This window comes from Nodosilinea sp. AN01ver1 (assembly GCF_050565655.1).
Lineage (GTDB): Bacteria > Cyanobacteriota > Cyanobacteriia > Phormidesmidales > Phormidesmidaceae > Nodosilinea.
Genome location: NZ_JBNXVS010000040.1, coordinates 26,301 through 42,102, shown reverse-complemented (window position 1 = coordinate 42,102; position 15,802 = coordinate 26,301). Strand labels below are relative to the sequence as shown.

The following is a 15,802-nucleotide window of genomic DNA, read 5'->3' as shown; positions in this document are numbered from 1 at the left end:
TGAGCCATGAAGCACTTAATCAAGACCGTGATGAGCTATCCCCCTGGCTATGTCCCTAGTGGGTGGGATGCTCCAGAGGGCTATGTGCCAGAGGGCAGCATAGAGGATTATGCCCTGGCTTTTGCTGAAGATGCCCCGATAGTAGGACAGCACTTTGAAGCCTATGGCCAGCAGTGGGCGATCGCGCGGGTGCAGACCTATCAACCTGTGGAGCAAGCCGAGACAGCCCTAGAAGGCTTCCACCTGGCGATCGCTACAATAGATGGCTCTGTGCCCAGCCGTGAGCCCTGGCACGATGGTAGCGGCCCTTTGATGGTGGTTCATGCCGCTGCTAGCGGGGAGTTGATTGCTAATGAGTATGGAGAGCCCCAGTGGGAGTTAGTCGAGCGAGAAGACTGGATCGCTCCAGTAGAGGGAATGGTTATTGAGCGGTCGCAGCATTTTGAGTTGGTGGGGGAGCGATCGCCTGGGGACTATAGCCGGGTGGTAGTGGCTTGGTCAGTGGATGCGATCGCTATGCCTAACCATTCGGCACAGGAAGCGGCCTAGCTACGGCGGACAGATTTACTTGTGGTTCAAGCCCTATCTCTCAAAAAAGACAATTTATAGATTGATTAGGGCTCAAATGAGCCAACAGCACACTCCAAGGAACCATCTACAACCTGAGGAGGATCAGGCAGAGTTTTTCCAGGCTCGTCGGCCTTGCAAATGATTGTCTCGGTAGAGTTATCAACGACCGCTACTGCACTGACAAAGCTTCTAAGATTATTACTCTTCGCAGTTGCATTAACAACGAATAGCTCTGGTAATGACTGTGCTATTTCAACAGCATAGTTGTCCGAGTCATCTTGCAAGAATGCTTCGGTGCCATTAAAATCACGAGATAGAACGTCATTTTGTATATAATTCAATTCCTGTTCATTGTTAGTCAATGACAGGAATGACTCAATTCCATTCTCCCTGCCAATGATTTCTATGTTCTTTAGATTGCTTTTAGCTTCAGATTCGGAAATTGGACGCTTAAAGATAACTTCATATAGTCCTTCACTATAAGAGCCTTCTCCATTCACTGCTCTGCGAGCAGAAGCCAGATCCCATCCTTTCGCACCCATTTCTAGCATGGTTTCCGTGAAAGATTCATCGCTGACTCCCTCAATGGTATATTCCCAGAACGGAGTTTGAGTGGGGGTAGATCTAAGCTGACTACCAATCAGCGTGAGAAGAATTCCACCTAAAAGGGCAGTATTAGCAATATCTAACACACTTCTAAAGACACCAAGCTTATTCTTTGCCTCGGCGATCTTTCCTTTTTTCTCGGGCTCTGAGATTTTAAGGTTGACGTTTTCCCGCCAGACAATTTTTGACTGCCCAATCTCTTTCCCTTGGACTACCATTCGCTCAAGAGATACAGGATTTATCGATTTGACACCTTTACTAAGATAGTCAGTTAAAAAAGTTTGATCTGGAGCCTCTTTGGATTCTGCAACAATTGTCAGGCAGCCTTTGGTTGCTTTTCCACTTACTGTAATGCCTCTAGACTTCAATGCTTTATTCATGAGGGCTGCGATCGCATCCGCATCGCCCTGTTTAGCTAGCTCCATTGGATTCGCAGCAACCATGTATAACCTTTTCGTAGTGTTTAGAGAGAACTTGATGTTTGGCTTAGCTCAAACCGTTCCCTAAAGAATGCCCTTTGGGATTTGGGGAATAGCATTGAGTTGCTTTCTCTTCCAACTGTTGCCGAAAACGTCCGGAAACATCTAACGATCTAGACCAAAGCTTGTTCAACCGAACAAGAAACCGACCTTGTTAGGTACAGGAAACCTCACGACAGAAGCTTAGGTAGAGGCAATACTGAGTGTTAATTGTCACATCGAAGCCTGGGGGCATTAGGGTTTTGTCAAAACGAAAGCATAAGAAGATCTTTCCCTGTGGGCATAGAAGCCACGGTAAAGAGTGCGTCCGCTGTCGGCAGGAGGCCCAGGAAGTGGCGAGGAAAGCCCAGAAGGCCGCAGAACAACGGCAGAAGAAGGATGAGTGGGTGGCTAGCTTTGAGCACGATGTAGTTAACCTCAGAGGGCTACCAGAGCATGTGGTGATCAAGTCGCGGCACATCGTGGTCGAGCTGGAGAAGGGGCGACATTTCACCAAACTGCATGGCAAACGAATGGTCTTTGACCGAGAGGTGATCCGCATTCCCGTGGGCCTTCGCTACCGGATGCTTTGCCGGGAAGAGAGAGGCCGCATCACTCCCCTAATGGTGCTTTCCCACGAAGACTACAATGCCTACGCCAACAACAAGCGGCAGGTGAGTTGACGAGTTCGATCAAGAACCAAGGGTAAGCGTGGGCACTCTAGGAGCAATGTTCTGGGGTGCAGCATGAAGAATGACCAACCGATTACACCAACTACAGTTCGGCCCAGGCGGGTATTGGGGGCGATCGCTGTTGGAGCCGTCCTCATCATGGTTGGAACCTTCCTGGCTGCTGAGGGCAGCTACCGTTACCAACTCTGGCGGGCTGGTGGTGTTTGGTGCGCGACGCTGGAACCAGACGGTACGATCACTAGGTCCTTTGGCGCTGAGAAGTGCGGATACTGATGGCCAAGCTGGAATGCTGCAGTCTCTGTAAGTACTGTGCCCATAGCCCTCACCTGGTTTGTGCTGAGCATCTAACGGGGGTTGAGGGGGAAGACTGCCCTGATTTTGAGCTAGACCTGAAGATTCCCGACGATGAGGCAATGGCCTGGTACGGGGAGCAGTGGCAACCAGAGGGAGCCAGTTACTACAACGGTGAACTGATTTTGGACCCCGTGCAGCGGCTGACGTTGGAGCAGCGTCTGGAACTGCTGGACACCCACCCCCAATTCACCGGGCGGTGCCCTAACTGTGACATGCCAGTAGCGCGATCTCCTGATGGGCAGATCCATTGGGACTGTGGGCATTGTGGTTGGGTGGACGATTCGGTGTAGGCAAAACCCTCGACAGGCGACCAACGCAGAGGACGCTATTGTCTGTCATGCAATCGGAGTGGTGAGATGTGTGGACAGCCATAGAAACCTTGAGGCTAGAGGACGGTAATGCCTCACTACATATTGAAGACTGAGCTTGCGTAACATATCAGACATAAATTGTGCAAGTTGAATTAATTTTTGTCTACATTTCAATCCCAAGATGTTTATGACGAATAAAATTTAAACTGAGCAAACTGGCTAGTACAGCTCCCGTTTAAGATCTGCAAACCCTGCGTGTCTCTAGCGAGGCTAATTCGTGGCGCGATTATTCAGCGGCCATGGATTTGAATGAAAAATGAAACACAGTTCATTAAAGCACAAACATTCTTTCCCGCCCGAAAGACCTACCCCAAAAAATAGAGTAGCGAAGTTCTGTAGGTATGCCAGTAGAAAGCTTCATTTGGATAAAAATATACCTAGCTTCTTGCTATCAGGATTCATTATCTTATCAATTTTGATAGCGTTAGAATACCCAGGCTTAAGTGATGGGCAGCGAGATAATTTGATAAGTACTGCTGCCACTATTGCTGCTGCAGGTGCGCTTTTGTGGACAGCTAATGGTATTCATGGCCAGTATCATGAGCGCTTATTAGCAAAGGCATCAGGTTACGCCGAGGCTTGGTATGGAAATGATTTAGTTGATTCAATCAAAGAGATTCGGAAGTTGGTTCGAGAAGAATTTGAGATAATTTGCGATGACGCATTGGATAATGAGAAAGAATTTGCATGTCAGCCAATTAATAAAGTCTTAGAGTTAAAACATGGAGACTTAGCATCCCTAAATAAGCTTTCTAAAGCTCAATCCAGAATAGTAGCGCGAATACTTGAAGACAAGCATGCAGAATTTGTCGTCAACAAGATCATGGGCTTTTTTGAGCAAATGGGTCAAGACATTAGATTTAAAGTAGCTGATGAACATTATTTAAAGGATCTATTTTACCGAATAGTTATTCAGTATTACGAGCTACTAAGAAAATATATTGAATATAGGCAGCGCTGCACAGGAAGTCCATTTGTGTTCTGCAACTTTGTTTATATGGCGCAGACTTGGGAAAAAGAGGAATATCCACCCCGAATTCCTTCCATTTGTATAAGAGACAGTATCCTAGATGATGAAGAATATAAAGTCTTAGCGGAAATAGATAAGTCCTCACATTAAATATTCAAGATAGCTGTTAGCAGGACGAATAATCCCTATCCTGCATCTTACTCACGACATAGGAGGAGTGTTACATTTGCAGTACTTCTCAAGGCACTAGAATCTATACTGGTTAACGTTGGTGTAAGGTTCTAGCAGAGGCTTATAGGTCTTGTTTGGCAAACACTCTACTCTCTCAGAAGCCACTGTATCTGTTGGGCCACCTTAGTCTTAGTAAAGTACTTCTGATGGATCTGTTTGATAGGACAGGCCCGTAATTAAAAGTGCTGAGGACGACTCACTCTTGACTCAATATCACTATTGATGTAGTCAAAATACTCGATAAGCGACCAACGCAGGGGACGCTATTTTACGCCTCTAACCCGGCACAAGGGGTTCCCAAGCTGCACCAGGCCGTTCTAGTGGTGCTTCGCTTTTTTTCTTGGGCCTGCCTTGCCCTTGCGCCTAGTTTGACCGCCACTAGAGGGGGAACCGCAGGCGTTCAGGAAGCGCGTTGCGTTGTTACTTTGTCATGCTTCCAGTTTCTTACGCGTTCGTTCAGGCTTTGGCGGCTGAGTTTGGTGCGGTCGAGTGCTACTGGCGGGAGTCCGACAGGTCGTTTACTGGCTTCGTGGCTGAGGTGTGGTTCGCTGAGTTGCCGTCTGAGTTCGCGGCCAAGTGGGCGGCGGTTGTGGGCTACTCCATCCTGGTTCGCTCTGTGTCTTCTGGTCCTGGGTCATTTGCAGCCTCCATTCCTTGCACCGTTCCTAGTGGCCAGGTGTCTTTGGGGCCAGCTTCTCGCGGGTCACGGGTGCGGCTGCGGGGTTAGTTTTCTGGGGGGCTTTGGCTCCCTTTTTTTGCGTTTGACTCAGAAATAGAGGATGTAATTTTCATGAGGATGTTTCTAAACCAGTGTTTTCAGAAATTCTTATGATGCCAGGGGGGAAAGCTATAGGTGAAGAAATATATGATTAAGGCTTTTCCGCATCTAAGAGGAAGTGAGATCTCAGCAAATCGAGGAGCATAATCACAAATCGAGTGGGTATTTGAAAGAGATTCGAATCACAACCACTGGCGAACGATAAGAGGTTGAATTATTAAAAGCCTTTAACATGAAAGCCTGTACATTGACTTTGAGCCATAATAGGAGAAAACAAAATGGATATACCTAATGTTAGAAGAAAAAGAAGCTGTTATTTTTATCCCTGGTTTCGTTTGCCCAGAAAGAAACTATTATCTTGAGCGATTCTTGGCTGTGGGTTTAACAACTCGCATTGAGGACGAAGAAATCATTTTAGAGCCTGAAGAAGTTAAAATATCTGGGCAAAGTGGACGCCGATTTGTTTTGGATATTGGATCTGAAAAACCAAGAATTATCGATGTATATGAAGTGTACTGGGCAGACTTAATAAACGGATTAAGCAATAAGGATATAAAGACTCAGTTTCTCAGAGGTCTTTACCTAATATATTTCTGGTTTGTAAATGGCTGGAAAGTGGCAAAAATTTCACGAATATTTTTTACCCAAATAGGAGTAATTTTATTTCTTTTAGCAGCCTGGTACTATAGCATTATAGTTATGGCGCTAACCGCTGTAGGAACAGATCCAAATGTTTTTGGATTTCAGATCCCAGATCAAGCTGCAGAAGCTTTAGGACTTTTCGGAAAGAATTTAGGTGGATGGTCTGTATGGTTGGGGTTGAGTGCAGTCCTGAGTTTCCTGCCGATCACCCTGAACCTCGGCGTGGATATGGCAGATTTTGTTGTGAGGTATGCCCAAGACGATATTGACAAAGAGATGGGTGGACTAAGGGAAAAAGTAAGATATCGCCTAAAAACAACCGTTAATGATGTTGTCCGAGAAGAAGCCTATAGCAAAATAACAATTCTTTCCCATAGCTTGGGAACCTTGATCGCGACTGACTTTATGGCAGACTACCACCCAAGAAAAGAAGCTAAAATTCGCTTCATTACTTGGGGAGGAGCACTAGAAAGTATTTCTGCTATGTCTACTTGGCTTACTGACGAGATATATCAATGCTGCAATAATCCAGACATCGAAAGGTGGGACGACTACTACTCTGATCAGGATTGGCTGTGTTCTAGAGCACCTATTCCAAGTGATAAGGATTATGCGAACATCTCATCTTCTAAAATCCCGTTTCGAGTTTCGTTAGCAAAGCAATTTAGTGGGGAATCTCATCTTGCCTATTTCTTTGATGAGACTGTTCTGAAAAGATTGATAAGAAGGTGATTCTTGAAATGAATATAGAATCAGAAGCAGGCGGATTAATTGAGGCAGTTGAGTACTGTGCTGCTTGCGGGAGCCCAGTAGGTACAGCAGGTTAAGCTCAGTCAAAGATAATTTGCCTGAGGAGCTTCAGTTGAAATCGTTGCTTGTGATAAATTTTCATAAAAAAACAAAGGCTCTTGATTAGAATCAGAAGGCAAACTACCGTCATTAGTAGATTGCGAATAAAAGTTTTCTTGAAGTGACTGATAAATTATAGGAATTGGTGTCAAATCATTTTTTTGATGGTTCAGAACACTTTCAATCAAGGGTTCATCAAGGCTCATGCCGATGAGAGAATCAGTCTCAGAGTTATTTCCAATTAGTTCTGTTCCTAAAGCACTAGGATTAGAAGATGAGAGGGCAATGACTCTTTCATTACCTGCTGTAAAAGGTGACAGATCTTGAGTTGCATAAATTGTTGTGCCAGAAGCGTTAGTTGCGATGTCTTCTAAGCCATTCAGTGGAAAGTTAGGTGATCCTTGGAAAATTTGAAATTCATTTAACAGAGGATCTAATACTAAAATTGCTCCTGCTCCAGAAAATCCTTGGCCCGTCAAACCAATAGCATTTGACGCAACGTAAAAATTCCCTAATGCATCTGTGGTCATACCTTGGCTAGAAAGGAATAATCCATTACCTAATTGTGTAGGAGGTATGGTTCCACGACCTTGAGAAAAATCGGTTGAGAAGAAAACTGGTACATTAAATGTTCCTGATGTATTGCCCGTTGGCAATGTCGTTAATACCAGTCCTTGTTGGTTAACGGCAATACTAGGTGGATTGTTGTCGGTTGGAGCACCAGATGCCAAGGACATAGCGATCACTTCTGCATTAAACCCTCCACCCTGAGAAAATCTCATTCGCATTATGAAGGGGAAAGCAATAGAGATTCCTGTTATATAGATGTCTACAGTTCCACGCTCACTTCGGATAGCAATATCGCCAAAATTTGTTTGAAAAGGAATGATCGAACCGAAACGGTTAGCGACTATTCCAGTAGCAAAGTCATATACCCTTGTCGTATCTATCGAAATATTCTTCAGGTCAACAATCACCTGTTCCTGAAGTGTACTTGGGTTTACTAAAGTCAACACTCCATTTCTGGTTAAAGAGACAGTCGTTCCTGTTTGATAGTCTATTGCAAACCGTCTTTCGGCTGAAAACAATCCTGCCTGGGAAGAAACTTGCTGGATAACTTGCCCTCTAGAATTGAATTTTGTAGTGTTGAATCCAGTTTGAACAATAATATTCCCTTGAGGATCAACTACTATTCCTGTAGCTAGATTTGCCGGGGCAAGTACAAGTGGCCCATTAAAGGACCTTGCCAATGTCTGCGCTTCAAGCTCACTATTCTGCAACAGAGGCACCAACACTTCAGATAAAGGAGTGACAAAAAGTTGACTTTCCAAAGATTCTCTTTCTTCAGTGGAAGCGGTTTTGGGCTCAAGAATAGAGTGTTGACTATCCACACTAAACTGAGATGTAAGAGATATATCCTCTAAGATTACAGAGGCGAGAGCGTGAATATTTTTCATTGGTAGATGCTAAAGCAGTGGATCGATGGACAGAGATTTTGGAAGATCGGCCCTACTATCGATATTGAGGATACTAGAGACTAAAAGATGAAAATAATATAGCACCGTCATACAAAGAGTCCTAATATTTGAGACTAAATCCAGAGAGGGAAGTTTAAGATTTGCGAATCTATTCTCTAATTTCACGAGTGCTGAAATGCTTAAAGCAAGAGGATTGTTGCGGCAGTAGCTACAGAAGATGATGGCGATCGCGTTAAAGCCAGCTTTAACGATTCCGTTTCTCGCTACGGGGCCTGTTTAGCTGATGGGGTTGGGCTGCTCATCATACCCTAAAGATTTGAGGTCATGGCTTCTCTGGGCATGTTTAAGCCTGTCTTATCGAAGACCGCACGCAGGGGGCTCTAGTGTAGCGGGGGGCGCAAGGCTGAAATACACTACAGCAGCCCGATGGAATAATGAGCTTCGCGTTTTTTCTTGGGGCTGCTTCGGCCTTGCCCTCCCCCGCTCCTAGCCCCGTTGTTGCGTGGGGTTTCTCCAGCATGTACCAGTCTTACTACGACTTTGTTCAGCAAGTGGCTTACAACGACAATGTTGCTCTGTTTGGCCCGTTACATGCTTGTCTCATGGCGTTTGAGATAGCAGACCATCTGGCTTTAGGGCAGCCACTCAGGGCAGAGTACCAGGTGTTGTTGGCTTCTCCAGTTCGTCTCAAGTAGTAGTTTCATGGGGGCTTATGCCCCTTTTTTGCGTTGCTCCTACCTTTCGTACATCAACCGGCGACTCATGCCGCCATCCACAAGAAAGTTTTGCCCAGTAATAAAACCAGACTGTTCAGAGAGCAGGAAGTAGGCCATCTCTGCAATGTCCTGAACAGTGCCGAGCCGCCCTACAGGATGCTGTTGGTGGTCAATGGGGTTTGAGTTAGCCTCTCGGGGAGGATGTTTATAGGCGCTTGTGTCAATCCAGCCGGGGCTAATGCAGTTGACGCGGATGGATGGGCCTAAGCTTATGGCCAGGGCATGGGTAAGGCCCACCATACCCTCTTTAGAGGCTCCATAGGCTTCTGAGTGTGGCTCAGACTGAAAGGCTCGGACAGAGGAGATGTTGACGATTCCCGTAGGGATCGCTTCGCGAATCGCGCCCCTGCTAGAGCGCAGATGAGGCACCGCGTGCTTGGCCATCAGGAAGCATCCCGTTAGGTTGGTGCCAATCCAGCGGTTCCAGTCAGCGAGGGATAGTTCCTCGACGGGGCCGCTGTAGGGATGGGCAATACCAGCATTATTGACCAGGCCGTTGATCTGCCCGAACTGGTCAATGGTGGTCTGCACGTAGCGCTCTACGTCGCTTTCCTGGGCAACATCGCAGCGAACAAAGATTAGTGCATCCCGGAATTTAGCCAATCTCTCCTGGGCAGCGTCGCCACCAGCTTGATTGATATCGGCTATGGCAACCCGCCAGTTCTGGGTTAGCAGATGCTCAGTAATGCCAAGGCCGATGCCCTGTGCCCCTCCCGTGACTAGAGCAACGGGCTTCCGATCTATATGTTTCATGGGATTAACGTCAATTAGATTGAGCACTTGATCAGCTTAGAAGGTGGATCGGGAAATTACAGGGAGGGCGATCGCATATTCTGTACCCAGTGCTAATCAGTTGGCCATGTTCCCCTATCTTCAAACTCTCGAAACCTTCTACGCGCAACAGGCAGACCCCGCTCAAGCCACGCCAATGAAGCAGTATATGAGGAATCAGTTCGAGTTCCTGGGTATCAAATCTCCTGTTCAAAAAGCTCTCTTTAAACAGTTTGTCACTGAGCATGGTTTGCCTGACCTATCCCAGTTAGAGAGCATAGTTCGAGAACTCTGGCTTATGCCTGAGCGAGAGTATCAGTATGTGGCCCTCGCCTTTCTGGGTAAGTTTCAAAAGCGCTTGACTCCCGACTATCTACCATTGCTGGAGTACCTGATTACGACCAAGTCCTGGTGGGATATGGTGGACTCCATCGCTAGTCACAACGTTGGAAGCCTCTTGAAGCAGCATCCCTCTAGTCGAGAGGCTGTGATTAACCAGTGGCGTCATCAGGAAGACTTTTGGCTACGCCGAACTACGTTACTGTTTCAGCTTGGCTATAAAACAGATACCGATGAGAGGCTACTGTTTGCTCTGGTAGAGGAGAACCAGGAATCCCAAGAGTTCTTTATCCAAAAAGCTATTGGGTGGGCATTACGGGAATACTCTAAAACTGCTCCTGAAGCAGTTCAATCCTTTGTCTCCAGAACAGCCTTAGCCGCCCTTAGCAAGCGAGAAGCATTGAAGTGGTTGAAAGCCAAGGGAAAACTATCATCAGGCTAAAGGAGTCAAGCTAACGCTGGGCTAGCTTAACCTCGGTTTATATTGCCCTGTCTCATCACGAACCACTAGTTCATAGAACCAGGTATCTTCTGTGCCGTTGGCCGTTTCAACGATTGCAGTCGCAACTTCCAGAGTAAACCATGCTTGCCCTATAACGACTCGCTGAGTGGTTGGGTTGGTAGACCGAACTGCGTAAATCTTATCAGAGGCGCTCTTCATGGAACGGTAAGTTTGAATGAGTGAGACATAATTCTATGAAGTAAGCATTTGAGCAAGATTTTCTATCTCTTTTTTTGAGTTTTTAGCTAAAGTAGGAAAGAAGTTCTAAACGACCCAGGACAACTTTCTGTGATTCGTTTAGCGCTTTACCCTATTTTCTGTGGACGTTCCAAATTATGGCAGTAAAAAATAAGGAAGCTCTTACTGGCAAGGCTCTTCTGGCCAAGGTCAAAGAGAATGATGGCCTAACAAAGCGTGAACTCGCTAAGGAATGCGGTTACTACACCGTCAGCAAAGAAGGGCAGACCCGTGTAGCCTTGGCCGAATTTTATGATGCGTTGCTGTCGGCCAAGGGCATTCAGCTTGAGCCTGAGAAGAATGCGGATAGTCGAGGCCGGGAAGCGTCTTATACTCTCACAGTCCATAAGAATGGCCAGATTGTGATTGGTGCGGCTTATACCCAAGAGATGGGCCTCAAGACTGGCGATGAATTCAAAATTAAGCTTGGCTATAAGCACATTCACTTGGTCAAGCTAGACGAGGACGGTAATGAGGACGCAGCCTAATCGGGCCAGTGATGCGATCGCCTGTTGGGTGAGAGGTGAAGTTTCAGCATTTTAGCTGAGTAAACGTCTATCTTCATCTCACATGGGCACACTCAATTTAGGTATGAATAGATGCACCTTAATTGACCCCTGGCCTAACGCCAGGGGTTTTATTTTGGCTGGTGATTGAGCGATAGGCGAAGCCCGAATTGACCATTGCGATCGCATTCTGCCAGCCAGTACCACTGGCATAGAAAGCCTGCCTTAACTACGCATCTAGATGACTACGCTGAATGACCTAGCTATGGGCAACAGGTGAGGGGTATGGGCATTCTCAAGAAAGATGCACCCTGATGGTTAACCCCCTGGCTCACTACAACCAGGGGGTTATTTTGAGCAATTTCTCAGGCGATCGCCAGCATGGCGGTAGAGGTAGCTTTATCTCGTAAGACAGTCCTGTACAACAGGCGCTCGCACTGGCCCAGCCGCGGCCCCAGCGATTCTCGTTGCAATCATACTTGCTGGCCACCGCTGGTCCAGGGGAACCGCGCCGCTTCCTCAGAGCCGTCAGCCGCGCCCTTGAAAGGCAAGACGTTCCATACAGGTAAGTCAGGCCGTGCAGTCCAGGCCACCGCCAAGAAAGGCTATCACGGTAGCCCCATTGATCAAGGGCCGCTGCGCTCTCCACTTCGTTCCGCCCTTGACAACGGGGCCACGCTACCGAGAGTCCAGGTGTCCGCGTGGCTGGCCCCGCACGGCCCCGGTGGGGGTTTCTCGCTGTTTGCTCTCCCCTAACCATCCTCCCGGCAGGGTTGCCCCTCGCAGTGGTTCCGGTCGGTAGCGGCTGGGCAGAGTGCCTTATAGAGTCTGTGTCTCTGCCCTAGGGTGGCCCCACCCTGTGGCCTTTGGGGTGGGTGGGTTGCCGTTCCTCTCAGGCTTGCGTCTGCTGCCGTTGCTCTGCTGCTGCTGCCCTTGCGCCCCTGGGTAGCTCTCGCATTTACTCCGGTCGGTTTCCGCCTGGGTGGTGGCTGGCTGGCCGTCTGCGCCTACTTTGGGTCTACCCTTCCCTGCCGGGTTTCCAGTTCCCCGCCTAGCGGTTTCCCTTGCGTGGTGGCCTTCGCGCTGGCTTCGCCCCCTTGCCTGTTCTTATTATAAGCTAAAAATAGCTAGCGTACTAGCTATTTTTAGCTAAAATATAGGATAGGTTTTCAGGTTTTCTATGTCTGTTGCTGCCATTGTTGCTGGGTTTTCCTGTGTCGGGTTCTCTGGTTCCCGTGCGCCGTCTGCTGCCTCTCTAGCGGCCCTTAGCTGGCTTTGTGACCGTGTTTCGCCTGGGGCTGGGGCAGTGGTGGGGTGTGCCCGTGGCATTGACCACGCTGCTCGCCAGCGTTTTCCAGCAGCTCAAGTTTTCCAAGCTGCTGCTTTTGGCCGTGGCCGGGGTGCCTTTGCCGCTCGCTCTGTGGCTTGTGTTCGAGCTGTAGCTGCTGTTGGTGGCCTGTGGGTGGCTTTCCCTGCTGGCCCCTGCCCTGCTGGCTTGCAGCCCTCCAATCGCTCCTCCCGCTGCTTTTGCGGCACGGGTTCGGGCACTTGGGCATCGCTAGCCTTTGCCATTGGTTGCGGCTTGCCCTGTTTGGTGTTCCTGCCTGCTGGCACCTCTGCCCCTAGCGGCTGGGGGTTGCAATCTCTAGGTGGTGGTTGGTTCCACTTTGCCCCCGCCATAGTACAGCCCAGCTTATTTAACTAGTACGCTTGCATTATTTTTGCTTAACTAGCTAATTTTAGCTAGTTAATAAGCTAAAATTAGCTAGTAAGCGTTCAGGGTTGGTTTCGTGGTCAACGCCTTTAACATTGTCTATTCCGCCGCTGCTGCCCGTCGCATTCTGGGGCTTAAATCGTCCGCTCCGGTCGAGATCAGAGATTTCAACCGCGTGATCTGGGTTTGGGTTAAGGGCAAGCGCCCCACCTTCATTAGTAAGGCCGCTTTTAAGCAGCACTTTGCCGACTGGCGCAAGGCCCAAAGCAAGGGCTTAAAAGTCACTGAGCGCTTAGACATTGCTAATCACTACACCGTCCGCAACTTGCAAAAAGACACGGCCTATGTGGTTGAGAAGCGAGTTGATGGAGTGTTCTGCACTTGCGACGACTTAAACAACCAGCTTGAGTTTTTTAACCGGGGCTGCTGCAAACACGGCTATGCAGTTCTCAACCACCTGGGCTTTGGTTCTTTAAACGAATACATCCAGGCTCAAAAAGTAATCCCATTTCCGAAAGCCGCCGAAGCACCCGCAGCCTACGCTGCCTAAGTTTTCGTGACCTGTGGTGGATTGTCCCAAAAAGCCGCCCCCGTGACCGACCACACGGGCTTATTTACCCCAGAACAAAAGGAAAAACCATGACTACTTGGCACCGTGGTACTGCGATCGTAATTCAACCCGGAATGACCGTTGAAGACCAACTTAAAGCAGCCTGTCTTGACTGGGAAGTAAAGCTGTCATCAGTTTTCTATGGGCCTGAGAAGGAACATAAAGCTCCTGTGTCTGCCGCTTACCGTAGTGACAACAACGTATTTTTTGATATCTACACCAAGCGTAAACCTTGGCAGAATGCCGAGATTGTAGAAACTTTTAACCGCTTCTGTGATGATGCCAACTTGCCTATGACCCATATAGGCAGCTTAGATCAGGGCAAAGTTATCTATGCAGCCGCCAGACTGCCTCAAGAGATTGCCCCAGCACAATCAACCAACGACTTAACAGAAGCCTATCTAATGCTTGAAGACTCCCATGCCAACGGACATGGGTTACAGGTTTGGCTTTATCTCAACCGCCTAGTTTGCACCAATGGAATGCGCCGCCCGGTTCGGAGCGCTCAAGACGTAACAGACCTGATAGAAGGAAAAGCCAAAACACGGGATCGGTACGGCAAATCGGTGAAAGACCGCTTAAAAGTAATTGCCCATGTTGGAGAGTTCAACAGCGAACGCATCGAGACAATTTTGCAGTCTGCGATCGCAACGGTTGAGCTAGAACAACAAACAACCACCCAACTTGCAGGCGTAGGCATAGACAAAGCCGAGGCAACCATGCAGTTGATTGCTGCCTTTGGTGAACCTGGCCAGCCGGTTGAGGAACAGCCCAAGATCGTCCAAACCTGCCTGAAGCTTTTCAACGGTATGGGCAAGGGCTCAAGCGAGCTGTCAGCCTACAACACCGCCTATGGTCTGCTGCATAGCGTGACCGAGTATTACAACCACCACGCCGTTAAGCGCGGCACTGTAGCCCAGCAATTTCAATCCATTCTCAGCGGCAACCGGGCTAAGCAGATGCAGCGGTTTGAGCGTCAGGTTGTGAGCTGCTACCTGTGCTAACGCCTGATTAGAAAACGTTTGCCCCCCTGCCTCTCCGACCAAGGTTGAGCAGGGGGTGAATCCCCAGAACAAATAGGAATCTATCCATGATTGTACGCGAACCGTTTGAAGCTGCCTATTTAGAAGACCAGGCCCAGCGCGAGACAGCCGAAGACCAAAGGGCCGAGGAATGGGGCTTAGATGCTCTCGACCTCGAAGCAATGGTCAAGCGGTGGGGCACGAAGGCAGTCCTGACAGAACTAGCCGCCATCCATGAGCGAGTAACCCCTGATGGCTCAAAAGTGCTGTGGAGCCTCCCCAGCCAAGCCTATCTGACGGGAAACTATGACGACCCTAACCCCTGTAGTTGCGACGAGTATTAAACATCCCTGGCCTGGGCAGAGCCTATCTGCCCACCCGTGACCGACCACACAGGCAACCCCAGAACACTCAAGGACTTCACCATGTTTCAAAAAGCAACCAAAAACCAAGCCCGTCTACGCTTAGCCCTTTGCGGCCCTAGTGGTTCAGGCAAAACCTACAGCGCTCTAGAGATCGCCCGCCATCTGGGCAAGACAGTTGCCTTGATTGACACTGAACGTGGCAGCGCTAGCAAGTACGCCGACCGCTTTGATTTCGACGTGTGCAACCTGGAAGACTTTCACCCCGGCAAATACATGGAAGCCATTAAAGCCGCAGGGCAAGCTGCCTATGAAGTGATTGTGATCGATAGCCTAAGTCATGCTTGGTTTGCAGAGCTAGAACTAGCGGGCAAAAGCTTTGATGGTTGGAAGAATGTTCGTCCCCTGGAGCGTGCCCTGATCGATGCGATGCTGGCCAGCCCTGCCCATATCATCGCTACGATGCGAACCAAGACTGAATGGGTACTGGAAGAGTACGTCAATAAAGCGGGTAAGACCTGTGTTGCCCCTAAAAAAGTTGGCACCTCTCCAATTCAGGCTAGCGGCATCGAGTACGAATTTGACCTGGCTGGAGAAATTGACCTCAACCACCTGCTGACAATCTCAAAGAGCCGTTGCCCTCAGTTGAGCAACACCACTCACTTAAACCCAGGCCAAGAATTAGCGGTAATCATGCTCGATTGGCTAACTGATGGAGCCCCCGCACCCGAAACAGCCTTGGAGAAAGGGCAGCGGATTAGAGCAGCCCGTGAGGCTGTGGGCATGAGTGCAGAAGAGGTGAGGACATTGATGGACCACGAGTTTGACCGCACCTCCCCGGCACAGCTTAGCTCTGAAGACTGCGATCGCCTGATCGCCCTGATTGAAGCTGTCGGCGCTGCCAAGCCTGCCTAACCCTAACGCCCTGGCCCTCGCTAGGGCACCTCATTAACTCTTACCCCAG

16 protein-coding genes are annotated in these 15,802 nt (G+C 48.7%); 13 read left to right on the top strand and 3 right to left on the bottom strand.

Going from position 1 to position 15,802, the window contains the following annotated elements; translation table 11 throughout:
- The first annotated feature begins 6 nt into the window (after nucleotides 1-6).
- Entirely contained in the window at nucleotides 7-549 is a 543-nt protein-coding gene (locus tag ACQ4N7_RS23340) for a hypothetical protein (RefSeq protein ID WP_430713844.1), read from the top strand.
- 65 nt (nucleotides 550-614) lie between these two features.
- Here ACQ4N7_RS23340 and ACQ4N7_RS23335 read toward each other — a convergent pair whose 3' ends face one another.
- A complete protein-coding gene (locus ACQ4N7_RS23335; RefSeq protein ID WP_430713843.1) occupies nucleotides 615-1,619 on the bottom strand; it encodes a type IV pilin-like G/H family protein in 1,005 nt (334 codons plus the stop codon).
- Nucleotides 1,620-1,987: 368 nt separating this feature from the next.
- Here ACQ4N7_RS23335 and ACQ4N7_RS23330 point away from each other — a divergent pair, with 368 nt between their 5' ends.
- The 5 genes from ACQ4N7_RS23330 to ACQ4N7_RS23310 all read left to right on the top strand — a co-directional run bounded on the left by ACQ4N7_RS23330 (nucleotide 1,988) and on the right by ACQ4N7_RS23310 (nucleotide 6,404).
- Complete coding sequence (locus ACQ4N7_RS23330) at nucleotides 1,988-2,317, top strand: hypothetical protein (RefSeq protein WP_430713842.1); 330 nt, start codon at nucleotides 1,988-1,990, stop codon at nucleotides 2,315-2,317.
- Between the two features lie 281 nt (nucleotides 2,318-2,598).
- Nucleotides 2,599-2,970 carry a hypothetical protein gene (locus ACQ4N7_RS23325; protein WP_430713841.1) on the top strand — a complete coding sequence of 124 codons (372 nt, stop codon included), beginning with the start codon at nucleotides 2,599-2,601 and terminating at the stop codon, nucleotides 2,968-2,970.
- A 442-nt stretch (nucleotides 2,971-3,412) separates the two neighbouring features.
- Nucleotides 3,413-4,171 (top strand): DUF4760 domain-containing protein, encoded by a 759-nt coding sequence (locus ACQ4N7_RS23320; RefSeq protein WP_430713840.1) that lies wholly within the window; start codon nucleotides 3,413-3,415, stop codon nucleotides 4,169-4,171.
- 511 nt (nucleotides 4,172-4,682) lie between these two features.
- Nucleotides 4,683-4,979, top strand: coding sequence for a hypothetical protein (locus ACQ4N7_RS23315; RefSeq protein WP_430713839.1), 297 nt, complete (start codon nucleotides 4,683-4,685; stop codon nucleotides 4,977-4,979).
- A 342-nt stretch (nucleotides 4,980-5,321) separates the two neighbouring features.
- Nucleotides 5,322-6,404 carry a hypothetical protein gene (locus ACQ4N7_RS23310; RefSeq protein WP_430713838.1) on the top strand — a complete coding sequence of 361 codons (1,083 nt, stop codon included), beginning with the start codon at nucleotides 5,322-5,324 and terminating at the stop codon, nucleotides 6,402-6,404.
- A 101-nt stretch (nucleotides 6,405-6,505) separates the two neighbouring features.
- Here ACQ4N7_RS23310 and ACQ4N7_RS23305 read toward each other — a convergent pair whose 3' ends face one another.
- Both ACQ4N7_RS23305 and ACQ4N7_RS23300 read right to left on the bottom strand, forming a co-directional pair.
- Nucleotides 6,506-7,978 carry a hypothetical protein gene (locus ACQ4N7_RS23305; RefSeq protein WP_430713837.1) on the bottom strand — a complete coding sequence of 491 codons (1,473 nt, stop codon included), beginning with the start codon at nucleotides 7,976-7,978 and terminating at the stop codon, nucleotides 6,506-6,508.
- A gap of 755 nt (nucleotides 7,979-8,733) precedes the next feature.
- Entirely contained in the window at nucleotides 8,734-9,528 is a 795-nt protein-coding gene (locus tag ACQ4N7_RS23300) for an SDR family oxidoreductase (RefSeq protein ID WP_430713836.1), read from the bottom strand.
- Nucleotides 9,529-9,571: 43 nt separating this feature from the next.
- Here ACQ4N7_RS23300 and ACQ4N7_RS23295 point away from each other — a divergent pair, with 43 nt between their 5' ends.
- From ACQ4N7_RS23295 to ACQ4N7_RS23265, 7 genes are all read left to right on the top strand, one after another.
- Nucleotides 9,572-10,327 (top strand): DNA alkylation repair protein, encoded by a 756-nt coding sequence (locus ACQ4N7_RS23295; RefSeq protein ID WP_430713835.1) that lies wholly within the window; start codon nucleotides 9,572-9,574, stop codon nucleotides 10,325-10,327.
- Nucleotides 10,328-10,722: 395 nt separating this feature from the next.
- Complete coding sequence (locus ACQ4N7_RS23290; RefSeq protein WP_430713834.1) at nucleotides 10,723-11,112, top strand: AbrB family transcriptional regulator; 390 nt, start codon at nucleotides 10,723-10,725, stop codon at nucleotides 11,110-11,112.
- 1,295 nt (nucleotides 11,113-12,407) lie between these two features.
- Nucleotides 12,408-12,572, top strand: a complete 165-nt coding sequence (locus ACQ4N7_RS23285) for a hypothetical protein (RefSeq protein ID WP_430713833.1) — start codon at nucleotides 12,408-12,410, stop codon at nucleotides 12,570-12,572.
- 348 nt (nucleotides 12,573-12,920) lie between these two features.
- A complete protein-coding gene (locus ACQ4N7_RS23280) occupies nucleotides 12,921-13,394 on the top strand; it encodes a hypothetical protein (protein ID WP_430713832.1) in 474 nt (157 codons plus the stop codon).
- Nucleotides 13,395-13,528: 134 nt separating this feature from the next.
- Nucleotides 13,529-14,458 (top strand): DUF932 domain-containing protein, encoded by a 930-nt coding sequence (locus tag ACQ4N7_RS23275; protein WP_430713831.1) that lies wholly within the window; start codon nucleotides 13,529-13,531, stop codon nucleotides 14,456-14,458.
- An 86-nt stretch (nucleotides 14,459-14,544) separates the two neighbouring features.
- Nucleotides 14,545-14,820: a hypothetical protein gene (locus ACQ4N7_RS23270; RefSeq protein WP_430713830.1), complete on the top strand. Its 276-nt coding sequence runs from the start codon at nucleotides 14,545-14,547 to the stop codon at nucleotides 14,818-14,820.
- A 36-nt stretch (nucleotides 14,821-14,856) separates the two neighbouring features.
- The gene (locus ACQ4N7_RS23265; RefSeq protein WP_430713829.1) at nucleotides 14,857-15,753 is read left to right on the top strand and encodes an ATP-binding protein; all 897 of its coding nucleotides are present in this window, start codon (nucleotides 14,857-14,859) and stop codon (nucleotides 15,751-15,753) included.
- Nucleotides 15,754-15,802 lie beyond the last annotated feature (49 nt).